Consider the following 13,158-nt stretch of genomic DNA (forward strand, 5'->3'; position numbering starts at 1 on the left):
TATATGATTTTGTAAAGTTACCAAATTTTGTCATTAATTTTGAACCTTAACAAAATATTAAATTAAGTTATTTAAATTGCTTTAATGAAACTAATCAAACTCGATGCCATAGATTCTACAAACGATTTCCTCAAAGCATTGGCAAGTCAGGATGAACCCGATAATTTTACAGTAGTAACTGCTGAAAATCAGACCAAAGGAAAAGGACAGATGGGGGCACAATGGCTTACGGAGTCAGGTAAGAACTTAACAATGAGTGTTTTGGTCAAAGATTTTCTTTTTGATAATGAACAGGTATTTAATCTGAGCATTGTTATTTCATTATCAGTCATCGATGCATTAAAATCATTGAATATTCCTGATTTGAGCATAAAATGGCCTAACGACATTATGTCATACAATAAAAAAATTGGTGGCATCTTAATTGAAAATGCCTTAAAAAGTGATGGCAGGATCGTGTCAGTTGTTGGAATTGGTCTCAATGTAAACCAAACCAATTTTGAAAATCTTCCTAATGCTTCTTCATTAGCAGTGGTTAGTAATACGGAATTTGATAAAGATTTTTTGGTAGTTTTAATTCTTGAAAAATTGGAATTGAGGATAGAAGCATGGAAAACAGATTCAGATTTTTTTTGGAAAGAATATTTTAATTCGTTATTTAAAAAAGGAGTTCCAATGCCGTTTAAGGACCTCAAAAATCAAAATTTCATGGGAATTATTCAGGGCGTTTCTCCAATCGGGAAAATACAAATTTTACTTGAAGATGATTCTGTTACAGAATTTGATATAAAAGAGGTTCAGATGCTTTACTGATAGTTGGTGAATAGGGTTCAAAGTGGCAAAGGTTTAATTAAAAATTTTGCTTATATCTGGAAAACCTTCTTGAAACAAAAGGTTAATCCTATATTTTTAACAAAAAAAGTCCGATCAAATCGGACTTTTAATTAATAATTTACAATCAATCATTAACAATTATAGCTTTGTCATATTATTTGCCAAAGTTTCAATGAATTTTCCAATTGGACCTTTAATCATCATAGCCATCATTGCGTTGAATTCTCCTTCAAAAAGTAATTGTACTTCACTTGATGAATCAGAGGTGCTTTCTATATTAGAAACTAAAGTAAATGGAAGTTTATCACTTGCAGCTCCTAAAACAATTTTGTTTGGTGCTGTTTTCTCCTTCATTTTCAGTTTTATTTCAGGCATCCCTTTCAGTCCAAAAATAAAAGCATCTTCGCCAATTACTTCAAATTTAGCAATATTTTCAGGCATTAGTTTTTCAAAATTCTTAACATCAGACAATAAATCAAATAATTCTTGAGCTGATTTCTGAACAGTAACTTTCGGACTTTCTAAGTTCATATTTTTTATTTGTTTGTTTCTACAATTATTCCTGTCCCCAGGTAGACGGGGTAACACTCCATTCCTGTAAAGCAGTCAGATCATCTTCAGAAATGTATTGTTTTTCGACCGCCAATTCTAATAAATTAGTATAATTGCTCAATGTGTATAAATCAACATTAGCATTTTTGAAGTTTTCTTCGGCAACATTAAAACCATAGGTGAAAATTGCAGCCATCCCTTTAATATTTGCACCTTCGTTACGTAATGCTTCTACTGCCATCAGACTGCTGTTACCGGTACTAATCAAATCTTCGACCACCACCACATTCTGGCCTTTTTGCAAAAAGCCTTCAACCTGATTCTGTCTTCCGTGTTTTTTTGGTTCCGGGCGTACATAAACAAAGGGCAATCCAAGGCTTTCGGCCACTAAAATTCCTACTCCTATCGCTCCTGTAGCAACACCGGCAATAACATCCGGTTTTCCAAATTGTTTTTCAATGTTCTTTGCAAACTCATTCCTGATATAATTTCTTATCATTGGAAACGAGAGTATTAGCCTGTTATCACAATAAATAGGTGATTTCCATCCTGAAGCCCATGTAAAAGGATTTCCTGGATTCAATTTAATTGCATTTATTTGCAAAAGCAATTCGGCTGTTTTTTCGGCAGTATCTTTATTAAAAATCATAGTACAAATGTATAAAGTTTTTGTGAACGACAAACCACTTTTTTTGACAAATGAAATCTCAAAGGAGACCGATTTTCAATTGTTTCTATTAGAGAGTATTGATATTGAACAACTTATTGTCAAGATGTTTCAAAATAAAATTCAAAAGGCTTATTTATATCATCCTGACGAAAAGGAGATTATGAAAACTTTAAAAGCTAAAATTCCTGTTAATAAAGCGGGAGGAGGATTTGTTTATAATAATAAAAAAGAAGTTTTATTTATTTTTAGAAATGGAAAATGGGATTTGCCGAAAGGCGGAATAGAAAAAGGCGAAGAGATTGAAGAGACTGCTATGAGAGAAGTTGAAGAAGAAACCGGCGTAGGTAAACTTCAAATTATCAATAAACTTCAAAAGACTTACCATGTTTTTAAACGTAACGGAAAATATAAATTAAAAATTACGCATTGGTTCGAAATGCAATCTGATTTTGAAGGAATTCCTCAAGGACAGCTCGAAGAGGGCATAGAAAAAGTGGCCTGGCTTAATCCGGAACAAATCAAAGAAGCCTTAAAAAACTCTTACGAAAATATCAAATTATTATTTGAAAAAGAAAATCAATTGCAATAGCAATATCAGCTCCCAATTTCAAATTAGAATTTATAATATTAATCTTTGCCATTGAAATTTAGTATTGATAAGTGCTTGCCACCATTTAAAAAAAAACCCCAATGAACGCAAAGTTCATTGGGGGGTTTTTTTAAATGGTGTTGGGCTATCCGCGCTACTTGCCCCTAATGAGGAACTATCAGGTTTTTTGCGGGGTTTGTTCTGGAAAAGTACATAATTATATTTGATCCAGTTAGTGTTTTTAACTGAAACTGTATTTATTTTTTGATGAAGTTGTTATTCAAAAAACTAAAAATTTCATCAAAATGCTGAGTCGGTTCTGTATGTGTCCCTTCAAGAACCAGATGTTTATAAGGATATTTAAAATTGTATTCTTTCAATCTGGCCGTGATTTTATTTCCCATTTCTACTGCCGGTATTATTTCGTCTTTTGTTGCTGAAAGCAGTAGAATAGGGCCATTAATTTTTTCAACTTTTATCAATGCTTTTTGTTCTGCTATCGTGTCTTTAAGCATTGCTTCAAAAGTACCTCTCAAATCTCTTTTCATTAAGAAAGGAACGGCTTCTTCATTTACCGGTACATAAGGGAGTTCCTTTCCCTTGAATGTCCAGCAGGAAGAATTGAATTCCTGAGTATGTCCGGGAAAAACAGCATGACTGGTTGACATGCCTACAATACAAGTAATATCTTTGTAATAAGTGCCCAGGAGTAAAGCTAAATCAGCGCCTCTGGAACCTCCAATTACTGCAATTTTCTTTTTATTTATTCTTTTATTTTTTGAAGCTTCAGCAATTGCATTATAAATAGCATCGATTGCAATTTTATCTAAAATTTCTGGTGTATTCCTGCATCCAAAATATCCAATAGCTAAAAAAGCATATCCTCTTTCTGTAAATTCATCTCTTGTCTTTTTCCAATAGTCTTTTGTCCATACATTCCCTCCTTCTGAGCCCCCAAGTCCAACTATCAATGGTTGTTTTTCTCCTTTTCCAAGATATAAGATTGCTTCTGCATTTTTTGCTTTAATAGTGTCTTGTGTATAACCAAATATTGAACTAACTGAGAAAATTGCGATACTTACTAATTTTGAAATATTCATCTGTCTAAATAATTAAAGTTTTCACAAAGTTGAATTAAATAGACAGAATAGTTTTTGATCTATATCAAAAAATCATTTTTCAGCTCTGATTCTGCTCAAAGTTTCCTGAGTTATACCTAAATAGGAGGCGATCATCCCCAATGGAATTCTGTGATGAATGTCATGATAAGTTTCTATAAAGTGGTTGTATTTTTCTTTTGCAGTAGTAAAGCGCATTGACGTAATTCTCTCCATCAAATGCCCAAAAATGGTTCCCATTGACAATCTTGCATAACGTTCCATCTCAGGAAAATTTTCAAATAAATACATCAAATCATTCACCTGTAAACAAAATGCCCGGGTGTCTTCAATGGCATCAATATAATAAATGTCCAAAGTTCTTGTTCTAAAACTTTTTGGTGAATTACTCCATTCTCCTTCCGCCGGAAAATATTCACTAATTTCTTTTCCGTCTTTAATAAAATAAGTACGAAATAGTCCTTTTTGGATAAAATAGGATTTTGTACATACTTTATCTGCATGATGTATCAGATCACCCTTTTTAAAAGTAACAAAACTGATTTTATTGATTAAAGCAGTTTTCAATTCATTATTTAGCCTGATGTATTCTTCAAAATGTCTGAATAATATTTCTTCTTGTTCGATGATTCTGTTTTTTAAATTTGTTTTTCTTTTTTCGATAAATTTATCATTGATACATTATAAGTAATTTTTATTGGCCTCAGATATAGTTTACAACGATGTACTTTAAGTACATTTTGCTTTAGCTTCTTATAAATAGTGTTCAACCTTGCAGACTTCAGTCTGCCAATCAAATCTATGGACTTTTAACCCATAGAGAGTGGTCTGGTTTTTTACTACAATATTGTTGTTAGCCAATCATTTAATTTATTCGTAATTATATTATTGATTTTCTCTAACTTCTTAAAATCTTTTCCATTGCCTTTCCCTTGGCCAGCTCATCAATCAACTTGTCTAAATAACGAATTTTTTGCATGAGCTTGTTTTCGATTTCTTCAACCCGATAACCACAAATTACCCCGGTAATTTTTATAACATTTTCATTTAATTGAGGAGCCTCTGCAAAAAAAGTTTCAAAGTCTTTTTTGTTTTCTATTAGTAGCTTTAGCTGTTGTTGAGAATATCCTGTTAACCAACAGATTATAACATCAACTTCGGCTTTTGTACGACCTTTTTTCTCTGCTTTATTGATATAATGCGGATATACGCTTGCGAAAGAAGTTGTAAATATTCTATGCTTTTCCATAGTTCTTTTTAAGTTAAATTGAAAATTGCGTAGATTGCTGCTATTCAAAAATAGTTAAAATGGATGTAAATAATACAATAAAATTTATGACTAAAAGAATTGAAGTAATGAGGGGAATTCACTGTTAACCTAAAAATGGACGAATCTCAACTCTAATTTTCCTATTTTTGCAAAATGAATAAAAATCACCATTCCAACAATATACTTTCGAACTTAGGTATTCAGAGCCTTAACGAAATGCAGGAAGCTGCACAGGATGCTATTTTAAACGAGAATAATGTTTTGCTTCTTTCTCCAACAGGATCAGGAAAAACATTGGCTTTTTTACTGCCAGTGTTAGAATTATTACAACCTGAAATTCTTTCAGTTCAATGTTTAATTTTAGTGCCTTCGCGTGAATTAGGCCTGCAAATTGAGCAGGTTTGGAAAAAAATGGGAACTGCTTATAAAGTAAACATCTGCTATGGAGGCCACTCGATTGATACCGAAATCAAGAATTTGAGTAATCCGCCAGCTGTTTTAATTGGAACTCCGGGCAGAATTGCCGATCACATTGACAGGGAAACTTTCAGGACAGATAAAATTCAGACATTAATATTAGATGAATTCGATAAGTCATTACAATTGGGTTTTCATGAGCAAATGTCTTTCATCATCGGAAAATTATCAAAACTAAACAAACGTGTCTTGGTTTCGGCAACTTCAGATATTGAGATTCCAAAATATACCCGTGTGGTAAATCCAACGATTTTAGATTTCATTCCGGAAGAAGAGGAGAAGGCGAATCTTTCTATGAAAATGATTGAGTCACCGACAAAAGATAAATTAACGAGTTTGTTTAATTTGATATGCTCGCTGAAATCACAATCGGCTATTATATTTTGTAACCATCGTGATGCTGCAGAACGTATCAGCGATACGTTGAACGAAAAGGGAATTTATGCCACGTATTATCATGGCGGAATGGATCAGGACGAGCGTGAGCGTGCTTTGATTCAGTTCAGGAACGGAAGTGTAAGTTATTTAATTACGACAGATTTGGCTGCCCGTGGACTGGATATTCCGGAAATGAAACATGTGATTCATTATCATTTACCTTTAAAAGAAGATGAATTTACACATCGTAATGGACGTACAGCCCGTATGCTGGCTTCGGGAACTGCCTATATCATTATCCACGAAAGTGAAAAGCAATTAGATTATATCGATTATGGTATGGATGTCCTGAAAGTAGAAAACACAACAGCTTTACCAAAGCCTCCCGAATATCAAACCATTTATATCAGTGGCGGGAAAAAAACAAAACTGAATAAAATTGATATAGTAGGTTTCTTTTCCCAAAAAGGAAAACTCGAAAAAGGCGATTTAGGCCTGATTGAAGTGAAAGATTTTATTTCTTTTGCAGCCGTAAAATATAATAAGGTAAAAGATCTTCTTAAAAATATCAAGGATGAAAAAATGAAAGGTAAGAAATTTAAGATTGAAGTGGCCAGAAAAGTGGTAAAGAAAGAAGAGGAGAAATAATTTTGTATGGCATGTTTAAATACTTCAGATGTTTTTCTAAAGATTTTTTTCAAATATTCTAAAACCAGCAGCCTTTTTATAATCGATATTTGTAGTAAAATATCTGTTTTTTTAACATATTTACTGGGTTGTAATTTTATGATTTGGATACTTTATCATTAAATTAATGTTTTTTAATAGCGTGTTATTTATCTGATTTATAGAAGGTTATAATGTGTTTTTATGGAATGTAATTCAATTATGAACAACAATTTTCTTTAATGTTAAATAAATTAACGATTAACACTTTAATTTATCATAATTTCTGCGTTTATTGCACAAGCAAATAATAACCCCAAATTAATTATGAAAAGAATTATTACCATTGGCATTTTGTTCTTGAGTTTTGCGTCTTTCGCACAGATTAAAGTTTTAGAGACCGTACCAGTTGAAAAACTAGGAAAAGTAAACAACAACTACATTCAAAAAATTGGAGATGAGTATACAGTATTTTATACTAGTATTCAGAATGAGGATGAGTCTTCAAGTTTAAGAAAGTTTGCATTTAAAAACGTTAATAACGATTATGTAAATCTTTATAATATTATTATGAACGGCTTTACTGCAAGTCCTTTATATGATATTAAATTAGAATTGCCTAATAATTACATTTGGTTGCACTATACAGGAAGTGTTAGCCCTGATAAAGCTACAGTTCAGTTTATGGTTTCTTCTAAAGATGCTTCTTCTGTAACAAGCAGTATCTCTGAACCGTTTATAAAGGATCAGATTAATAAATTATTTCAAAAATAATTGATTCAAAATAAAACAACAAAGGCTATTCAATTCTGAATAGCCTTTGTTGTTTATAGATAAATATATAAAATCTGAATTATATCTTTTTCACATATTGAGTAATGATTACAATTTGCTGACCGTCTACTTTACCTTCAATGTATTCTGCATTTTCATGATCTAAACGGATGTTTCGTACGGCAGTGCCTTGTTTGGCGACCATACTGGAACCTTTAACTTTTAAGTCTTTGATTAAAACTACAGAATCTCCGTGCTCTAAAATAACGCCATTACTGTCACGGTGAATAATCTTGTTTTCATCATCTTCGCCTTCTCCGGTTGCCTGTGCCCATGCCAGAGTATCTTCATCTAAATACATCATATCCAATAATTCCTGTGGCCATCCTGCAGCACGCATACGACTTAACATTCTCCAGGCTACAACTTGTACGGCAACATTTTCATTCCACATACTGTCGTTTAAACACCTCCAGTGATTCAAATCAACATTGTCAGGGTTGTCAATTTGGTCAATGCACGTATTACATGCTAATATACTTTCATCAAGTCCGCCTTTTTGAGTGGGTAATACCTGGTATACTTTTAAGTTTTCTTCAGCGCCACAAAGTTCACATTTAGACCCGCTGCGTTTGTTTAATTCTCTTTCGATGCTCATTATATTATTTTGATTTTTGGCGAAAGTATAGTTAAATAGAACATTTCGCAAATTTATAATTCACGATTAGCAATTAATCTCGTTTAACTTCATAAATTTTCTCTTCCTTATAAAGTTTCAGCATATCTTTTTTAGCCACGCTGTATGTTTTTTTATAATTTTCGACTACATCAATCTTATCAATGTCAGTTTTTGAATCAATTTCCATATCATTCATGAAAACAACTAGGCTGTCTTTTGAAACCTGATCAACTTTCATAGTTGAATAATGCCTTTCTGCTGAATTGATGAAATAAATGTCCCCAACTTTTGGACTCTTAATAAAATTTTCACTATTTACATCTGTTTGATGTGAAGTATAAAAAATTAATACAAAAATACCAGCAATTAAAAATAATCCTGAAAACATCCATATAGGTGTTTTAACATTGTTCTTTTCTTTTTCTCTTTCTAATTTTTGCTGAATCGAAGATGACAATTCAGTCTTTTCAAATGTCTTTTTACATGAATTACATTCAGCAAAAGTTAATTTTTTAATCGGGAAAAAAGGAATCCAATATAAATGACCATATTTTCCAAATATGCTATAGGTCATAGATACATTTGTATTACAATTTGGGCAGTCTACATTGATAATTTGGCCATTTCTTAAATTGGCAGCTTTAGTTCCGTAAAAAAATATCATTTCAGGTTTTTTTGAGTTAGTTCTTGCAAAAATAAGAATATCGCTTACTTTTTTAAATTTATATTTTTAAACTAATAATAAAAATTACTTTTTTACTCTTACCGCATCCGGAACGAGCATTTCATATTCTCCACCATTACGCAATACATCACGAACAATACTTGAACTAATATAAGAAGTTTTTGCAGCTGTTAATAAAAATACTGTTTCAATTTTTGACAAGCGTCTGTTGGTATGGGCGATAGCTTTTTCAAATTCGAAATCGGCCGGATTGCGCAGACCTCTTAAAATGAAATTAGCTTTTAGTTTATGGCAAAGATCAATTGTAAGGCCTTCGTAGGTTATTACCGAAATCTTTGGTTCATCTTTGAAAGTTTCTTCGATAAAACGCTTTCTTTCTTCTAATGAAAACATGTATTTTTTTTCAGCATTGACACCAATCGCAATTACGATTTCATCAAAAAGGGAAACTCCTCTTTTGATGATGTCTTCATGTCCAAGTGTGATTGGATCAAAAGATCCGGGAAATATGGCTTTTTTCATTTTTTTCTTTTAAGGTTCAAAGCTGCAAAGGCACAAAGGCGCAAATGTTTTTAATTTTAAAAATTGAAATTGACTTTCATTCAGGTAATTCTTTTTGTATTTATTGCCGAAACCCATTCTTCTTTGTTACATACATAGCATTTTGCTGTTCCTGCTTTTTTTTCTTCGGTGTGACCACAAAATGTACAGGAATAAATACCGTCTGTTAGAATTATTTTACTTTTTGTGCAGAATAAAGCTGGCAGGATAGGAAGACCGTGTTTTACTTCTTTGTCTTCGTAATAAAAGACACTGATTTCACCGCTGGGTTCTATAAAAGCATGTTTTACCTGTCCTAAATGTTCAATTGATTTTACGCGAAGTTCAGAGAAAAATTCGTCCTGGGCTAAAGTCTCTTTTTTGAAACTTGATACAGAAAATCTCCCGTCGTTAATTAGACATTCCGTTTTGCCTTCTATAAAGTCTTCAAATTTTTTGCTTTTTCCGGTAAGCCAGGTTACAGAACGGTACAAAATAATAATAACAGTAAAAACGATAATTGCCGGTACAATTCCAACATCTTCATAAAACATGGGATCACCGGCTGCGGAACCCAATGCTATAATAATTACAGTTTCGAAAATAGACAATTGTTTTACGCCTCGTTTTCCGGCCAATTTTAGTGTCAACAATAAAATGATGAACATTACAGTAGAACGAAATATTACTTCCAGAATAAAAATTTCTGGTAATTCATTAAAAAGTATTCTATTCCATTCGAAGATTTCTTTCATTTTTTTGTTTGAGGTTCAAAGGTTCCGGGTAACAAAGGTTCAAAGGTTTTATCTTTTTTTATCAATTCTGCCAAGATTGTGTATTAAAAAAGGTTCTGAGATCTTAGCATTTAGAATCTCAGAACCCTGGTGACTTTTAAGAAAGCGCCAACTCAATTGCATTTGTAAATAAGTCTTCCAAAGAAATTCCGGCTGCTTTTGCTTGCTGTGGAATCAAGCTTTCTGTCGTTAATCCCGGGATGGTATTCATTTCAAGCATGTAGGGCTCATTGTCTACGATGATGAATTCGCTTCTTGAAAAACCTTTCATTTTTAGGACTTCGTAAGCACGTTTTGCTACTTCACTCACTCTGTTTGTTAGTTCATCGGAGATTCTGGCTGGTGTGATTTCTTGTGATTTTCCTTCGTATTTGGCTTCATAATCGAAGAAATCATTATCAGAAACAATTTCGGTGATTGGTAAAACCTTGATTTCTCCTTTATAATTGATTACGCCAACAGAAACTTCGGTACCGTCAAGGAAACTTTCAATGATAATTTCGTTGTCTTCTTTATACGCTACTTCAATGGCGATTGGCAGTTCGGCAGCCGTTTTTACTTTTGAGATTCCAAAACTTGAACCGGCTTTGTTTGGTTTTACAAAACATGGCAAACCTACTTTTTTAATGATTTCCGCGGTATTGATAACATCACCTTTGTTTAGGTAATAAGAAATAGCCGTTTTGATTCCGTATGGTTTTAAAACCGATAATAAATCACGTTTGTTGAATGTGAGTGCCGATTGATAATAATCGCAGGAAGACTGCGGAATGCCCAGCAATTCGAAATACGCCTGCATTAATCCGTCTTCACCCGGAGTTCCATGGATGGCGTTGAAAACACAGTCGAAAGTGATTTTTTCTCCGTTTGCAGTAACAGAAAAATCATTTTTATCAATTGGAAACTCAGCATCGTTTTCGTCTACATACACCCATTTTTCTTTGAAAATATGAATACGGAATCCGTTGTATTTTGTTTTGTCAAGATATTGGTGCACGACGTTTCCGCTGATAAGCGAAATTTTGTATTCGCTTGAATATCCGCCCATGATGATGGCAATGTTTTTCATTTTTTACTGTTTATATGTTGAATCGTTTTTTTTCAGGTTTCAGGTTTTCTTTTGTTTGCTTCGCCAATTCGGCTAAAGCCAAATTTCAGTTTTGCAAGGATTTTTGTTAATCTGTTTTCTATTTTCGTTCTGTTTGTCATTTCTGATAAAAAAAGAAAGAGTTCTTATAAAACCTAACGCCCTAGCCCTGATGGGAGCAGCATCCTTTTGTGCCGGTCCCGATAGCTATCGGGAGCACAAAAGATATAGCGGACAGCAGGAAACAGCTCCTTCTAATAACGAGTATTAAAAGCTTTCTTGTTTTAAACAAAATTATCATTTTTTTTGAAACGAAATAGCTTTATCTTTGCCACAAATAAAAATAAATTTATGAGTTTACGTAAGTATTTTACAAGTCGGGTTTTTTTTATACAAATATTGATTGCTATTGCTATTATTGTTGTTTTAGTGTATTTATTTATGCATTGGCTGACTTTTACAACTGATCATGGTCATGAAATTGAGGTTCCGAATTTATCTAAACTGACTGAAGAGCAGGTTGAAAAAAAACTGGACGAACTGGACCTGGATTATGTGCTTTTGGATAGCGTGGATTACCGAAGTGAATTTCCGAAATACAGTGTTGTTGAGCAGGATCCGTTACCTGGAACGAAAGTGAAAGTAGGAAGAAAAATATATATTAAAATTAACGCTTCCGGATTCTCATCAGTAAGAATACCTGATTTAATTGAGAAAACATATCGTGAAGCTGTTCCGACATTGAAGGCTTTAGGTCTTGAAGAAGGAACGATTACCTATATTCCGAACCTTGGAAAAGATATGGTTTTGGAAATTCGCCATAAAGGCAGAAACTTAAAAGCAGGAGACAGAGTGCTGAAAGCTTCTAAAATCGATTTGGTTTTGGGAGACGGAAAAGCAACCTATGTGCATGATAGCCAGGATGTAGATAGTTTAGGTGCCTCAACCGAAAACCCGCAAGATGAACAATAATATTGAAAATTTAGATCTGGAAGACGAGTTATTTGAACATTACAGATTTGAAATTCCGAAGGGTCAGGCGCTTTTGAGAATTGACAAATATCTGATGAATATGATTCAGAATTCTACTCGAAATAAAATTCAGAATGCTGCCAGTGAAGGGAATATTTTTGTGAATGATATTCCGGTAAAATCAAATTATAAGGTAAAACCTTTTGATATTATTACGGTGATGTTATCACATCCGCCGTTTGAAAATCATATTCTGCCTGAAGATCTTCCGTTGAATATTGTGTATGAAGATGATGCATTATTGTTAATCAACAAAGAACCTGGAATGGTCGTGCATCCGGGACATGGTAATTATACAGGAACTTTGGTAAATGCCTTAGCACATCATTTTGATAATTTGCCAATGAACAGCAGTGAACGTCCAGGATTGGTTCATAGAATTGACAAGGATACATCAGGACTTTTGGTGATTGCCAAAACCGAAGCGGCAATGACGCATTTGGCAAAACAATTTGAAGCCAAAACATCTGAACGTGAATATATTGCCCTTGTTTGGGGAAATGTTGCCGAAGAGGAAGGAACAATTGAAGGAAACCTTGCCCGACATTTGAAAGACCGTATGCAAATGGCAGTTTTTGCAGACCCTGAAATAGGAAAACCTGCAATTACACATTATAAGGTTTTGGAACGTTTTGGTTATGTAACGTTGATTTCCTGTAAATTAGAAACGGGAAGAACACACCAGATTCGTGCGCACATGAAGCATATTGGACATCCGTTATTTAATGACGAACGCTACGGAGGTCATTTGATTTTGAAAGGAACTACGTTTACCAAATACAAACAGTTTATAGACAATTGTTTTAAGGCATTGCCACGTCAGGCGCTGCATGCTAAAACACTTGGTTTTGTACATCCGAATACAAAGGAAATGATGCGTTTTGATACCGAATTGCCCCAGGATTTTCAGGACTGTCTTGAAAAATGGCGTAATTATTCGAAATCACATCATGTTGAGGAGGAAGAAAATTAATTTGATAATAGTCAATTAGAAAAGTATATAACAAAAAAGC

The 13,158-nt window shown here is 33.3% G+C and carries 16 protein-coding genes; 6 read left to right on the top strand and 10 right to left on the bottom strand.

The genetic code is table 11. From position 1 onward, the window contains the following. Positions 1–84: 84 nt before the first annotated feature. On the top strand, positions 85–813 hold the full coding sequence (locus tag J2W48_RS20115) for a biotin--[acetyl-CoA-carboxylase] ligase (protein ID WP_310283601.1): 729 nt from the start codon (positions 85–87) through the stop codon (positions 811–813). 159 nt (positions 814–972) lie between these two features. On the opposite strand, the gene J2W48_RS20120 is transcribed toward J2W48_RS20115, so the two are convergent. Together J2W48_RS20120 and pyrE are read right to left on the bottom strand one after the other, a co-directional pair. After that, positions 973–1,365: an SRPBCC family protein gene (locus tag J2W48_RS20120; RefSeq protein WP_310283602.1), complete on the bottom strand. Its 393-nt coding sequence runs from the start codon at positions 1,363–1,365 to the stop codon at positions 973–975. A 25-nt stretch (positions 1,366–1,390) separates the two neighbouring features. Further along, complete coding sequence (gene pyrE, locus J2W48_RS20125; RefSeq protein ID WP_310283604.1) at positions 1,391–2,035, bottom strand: orotate phosphoribosyltransferase; 645 nt, start codon at positions 2,033–2,035, stop codon at positions 1,391–1,393. 7 nt (positions 2,036–2,042) lie between these two features. Here pyrE and J2W48_RS20130 point away from each other — a divergent pair, with 7 nt between their 5' ends. Next, entirely contained in the window at positions 2,043–2,645 is a 603-nt protein-coding gene (locus J2W48_RS20130) for an NUDIX hydrolase (protein ID WP_310283605.1), read from the top strand. 257 nt (positions 2,646–2,902) lie between these two features. Here the strand turns inward: J2W48_RS20130 and J2W48_RS20135 are convergent, their stop codons facing one another. The 3 genes from J2W48_RS20135 to J2W48_RS20145 all read right to left on the bottom strand — a co-directional run bounded on the left by J2W48_RS20135 (position 2,903) and on the right by J2W48_RS20145 (position 5,012). Further along, the gene (locus tag J2W48_RS20135; RefSeq protein ID WP_310283607.1) at positions 2,903–3,745 is read right to left on the bottom strand and encodes an acyl-CoA thioester hydrolase/BAAT C-terminal domain-containing protein; all 843 of its coding nucleotides are present in this window, start codon (positions 3,743–3,745) and stop codon (positions 2,903–2,905) included. 72 nt (positions 3,746–3,817) lie between these two features. Continuing rightward, on the bottom strand, positions 3,818–4,330 hold the full coding sequence (locus J2W48_RS20140) for a Crp/Fnr family transcriptional regulator (protein ID WP_310283609.1): 513 nt from the start codon (positions 4,328–4,330) through the stop codon (positions 3,818–3,820). Positions 4,331–4,661: 331 nt separating this feature from the next. Beyond that, entirely contained in the window at positions 4,662–5,012 is a 351-nt protein-coding gene (locus J2W48_RS20145) for a DUF2200 domain-containing protein (protein ID WP_310283610.1), read from the bottom strand. A gap of 174 nt (positions 5,013–5,186) precedes the next feature. On the opposite strand from J2W48_RS20145, the gene J2W48_RS20150 reads away from it, so the two are divergent. Both J2W48_RS20150 and J2W48_RS20155 read left to right on the top strand, forming a co-directional pair. Further along, positions 5,187–6,536, top strand: a complete 1,350-nt coding sequence (locus J2W48_RS20150) for a DEAD/DEAH box helicase (protein WP_310283611.1) — start codon at positions 5,187–5,189, stop codon at positions 6,534–6,536. Positions 6,537–6,881: 345 nt separating this feature from the next. Next, positions 6,882–7,328, top strand: a complete 447-nt coding sequence (locus J2W48_RS20155; RefSeq protein WP_310283612.1) for a hypothetical protein — start codon at positions 6,882–6,884, stop codon at positions 7,326–7,328. A 79-nt stretch (positions 7,329–7,407) separates the two neighbouring features. Here the strand turns inward: J2W48_RS20155 and J2W48_RS20160 are convergent, their stop codons facing one another. The 5 genes from J2W48_RS20160 to J2W48_RS20180 all read right to left on the bottom strand — a co-directional run bounded on the left by J2W48_RS20160 (position 7,408) and on the right by J2W48_RS20180 (position 11,095). Next, entirely contained in the window at positions 7,408–7,986 is a 579-nt protein-coding gene (locus tag J2W48_RS20160) for a PhnA domain-containing protein (RefSeq protein ID WP_310283613.1), read from the bottom strand. Between the two features lie 73 nt (positions 7,987–8,059). Next, entirely contained in the window at positions 8,060–8,671 is a 612-nt protein-coding gene (locus J2W48_RS20165; RefSeq protein ID WP_310283614.1) for a zinc-ribbon domain-containing protein, read from the bottom strand. Positions 8,672–8,755: 84 nt separating this feature from the next. Next, entirely contained in the window at positions 8,756–9,214 is a 459-nt protein-coding gene (gene coaD, locus J2W48_RS20170) for a pantetheine-phosphate adenylyltransferase (RefSeq protein ID WP_310283615.1), read from the bottom strand. An 80-nt stretch (positions 9,215–9,294) separates the two neighbouring features. Continuing rightward, the gene (locus J2W48_RS20175; RefSeq protein WP_310283616.1) at positions 9,295–9,987 is read right to left on the bottom strand and encodes a DUF421 domain-containing protein; all 693 of its coding nucleotides are present in this window, start codon (positions 9,985–9,987) and stop codon (positions 9,295–9,297) included. 136 nt (positions 9,988–10,123) lie between these two features. Further along, positions 10,124–11,095, bottom strand: a complete 972-nt coding sequence (locus J2W48_RS20180) for a D-alanine--D-alanine ligase (RefSeq protein ID WP_310283617.1) — start codon at positions 11,093–11,095, stop codon at positions 10,124–10,126. A gap of 369 nt (positions 11,096–11,464) precedes the next feature. Here J2W48_RS20180 and J2W48_RS20185 point away from each other — a divergent pair, with 369 nt between their 5' ends. Together J2W48_RS20185 and J2W48_RS20190 are read left to right on the top strand one after the other, a co-directional pair. Next, positions 11,465–12,085 carry a PASTA domain-containing protein gene (locus tag J2W48_RS20185; protein WP_310283619.1) on the top strand — a complete coding sequence of 207 codons (621 nt, stop codon included), beginning with the start codon at positions 11,465–11,467 and terminating at the stop codon, positions 12,083–12,085. Next, positions 12,075–13,118, top strand: a complete 1,044-nt coding sequence (locus J2W48_RS20190; RefSeq protein ID WP_310283620.1) for an RluA family pseudouridine synthase — start codon at positions 12,075–12,077, stop codon at positions 13,116–13,118. Before J2W48_RS20185 ends, J2W48_RS20190 begins: the two co-directional genes overlap by 11 nt. Positions 13,119–13,158 lie beyond the last annotated feature (40 nt).

The organism is Flavobacterium piscis (assembly GCF_031457575.1).
Taxonomy (GTDB): Bacteria; Bacteroidota; Bacteroidia; order Flavobacteriales; family Flavobacteriaceae; genus Flavobacterium; species Flavobacterium piscis_A.

Excerpts from the sequence above, each read along its gene's own strand:
- J2W48_RS20175 (WP_310283616.1), bottom strand. The coding sequence starts at position 9,987 with ATGAAAGAAATCTTCGAATGGAATAGAATACTTTTTAATGAATTACCA.
- J2W48_RS20150 (WP_310283611.1), top strand. The coding sequence starts at position 5,187 with ATGAATAAAAATCACCATTCCAACAATATACTTTCGAACTTAGGTATT.
- J2W48_RS20120 (WP_310283602.1), bottom strand. The coding sequence starts at position 1,365 with ATGAACTTAGAAAGTCCGAAAGTTACTGTTCAGAAATCAGCTCAAGAA.
- coaD (WP_310283615.1), bottom strand. The coding sequence starts at position 9,214 with ATGAAAAAAGCCATATTTCCCGGATCTTTTGATCCAATCACACTTGGA.
- J2W48_RS20165 (WP_310283614.1), bottom strand. The coding sequence starts at position 8,671 with ATGATATTTTTTTACGGAACTAAAGCTGCCAATTTAAGAAATGGCCAA.
- J2W48_RS20135 (WP_310283607.1), bottom strand. The coding sequence starts at position 3,745 with ATGAATATTTCAAAATTAGTAAGTATCGCAATTTTCTCAGTTAGTTCA.
- J2W48_RS20155 (WP_310283612.1), top strand. The coding sequence starts at position 6,882 with ATGAAAAGAATTATTACCATTGGCATTTTGTTCTTGAGTTTTGCGTCT.
- pyrE (WP_310283604.1), bottom strand. The coding sequence starts at position 2,035 with ATGATTTTTAATAAAGATACTGCCGAAAAAACAGCCGAATTGCTTTTG.
- J2W48_RS20190 (WP_310283620.1), top strand. The coding sequence starts at position 12,075 with ATGAACAATAATATTGAAAATTTAGATCTGGAAGACGAGTTATTTGAA.
- J2W48_RS20180 (WP_310283617.1), bottom strand. The coding sequence starts at position 11,095 with ATGAAAAACATTGCCATCATCATGGGCGGATATTCAAGCGAATACAAA.
- J2W48_RS20130 (WP_310283605.1), top strand. The coding sequence starts at position 2,043 with ATGTATAAAGTTTTTGTGAACGACAAACCACTTTTTTTGACAAATGAA.
- J2W48_RS20145 (WP_310283610.1), bottom strand. The coding sequence starts at position 5,012 with ATGGAAAAGCATAGAATATTTACAACTTCTTTCGCAAGCGTATATCCG.
- J2W48_RS20185 (WP_310283619.1), top strand. The coding sequence starts at position 11,465 with ATGAGTTTACGTAAGTATTTTACAAGTCGGGTTTTTTTTATACAAATA.
- J2W48_RS20115 (WP_310283601.1), top strand. The coding sequence starts at position 85 with ATGAAACTAATCAAACTCGATGCCATAGATTCTACAAACGATTTCCTC.
- J2W48_RS20160 (WP_310283613.1), bottom strand. The coding sequence starts at position 7,986 with ATGAGCATCGAAAGAGAATTAAACAAACGCAGCGGGTCTAAATGTGAA.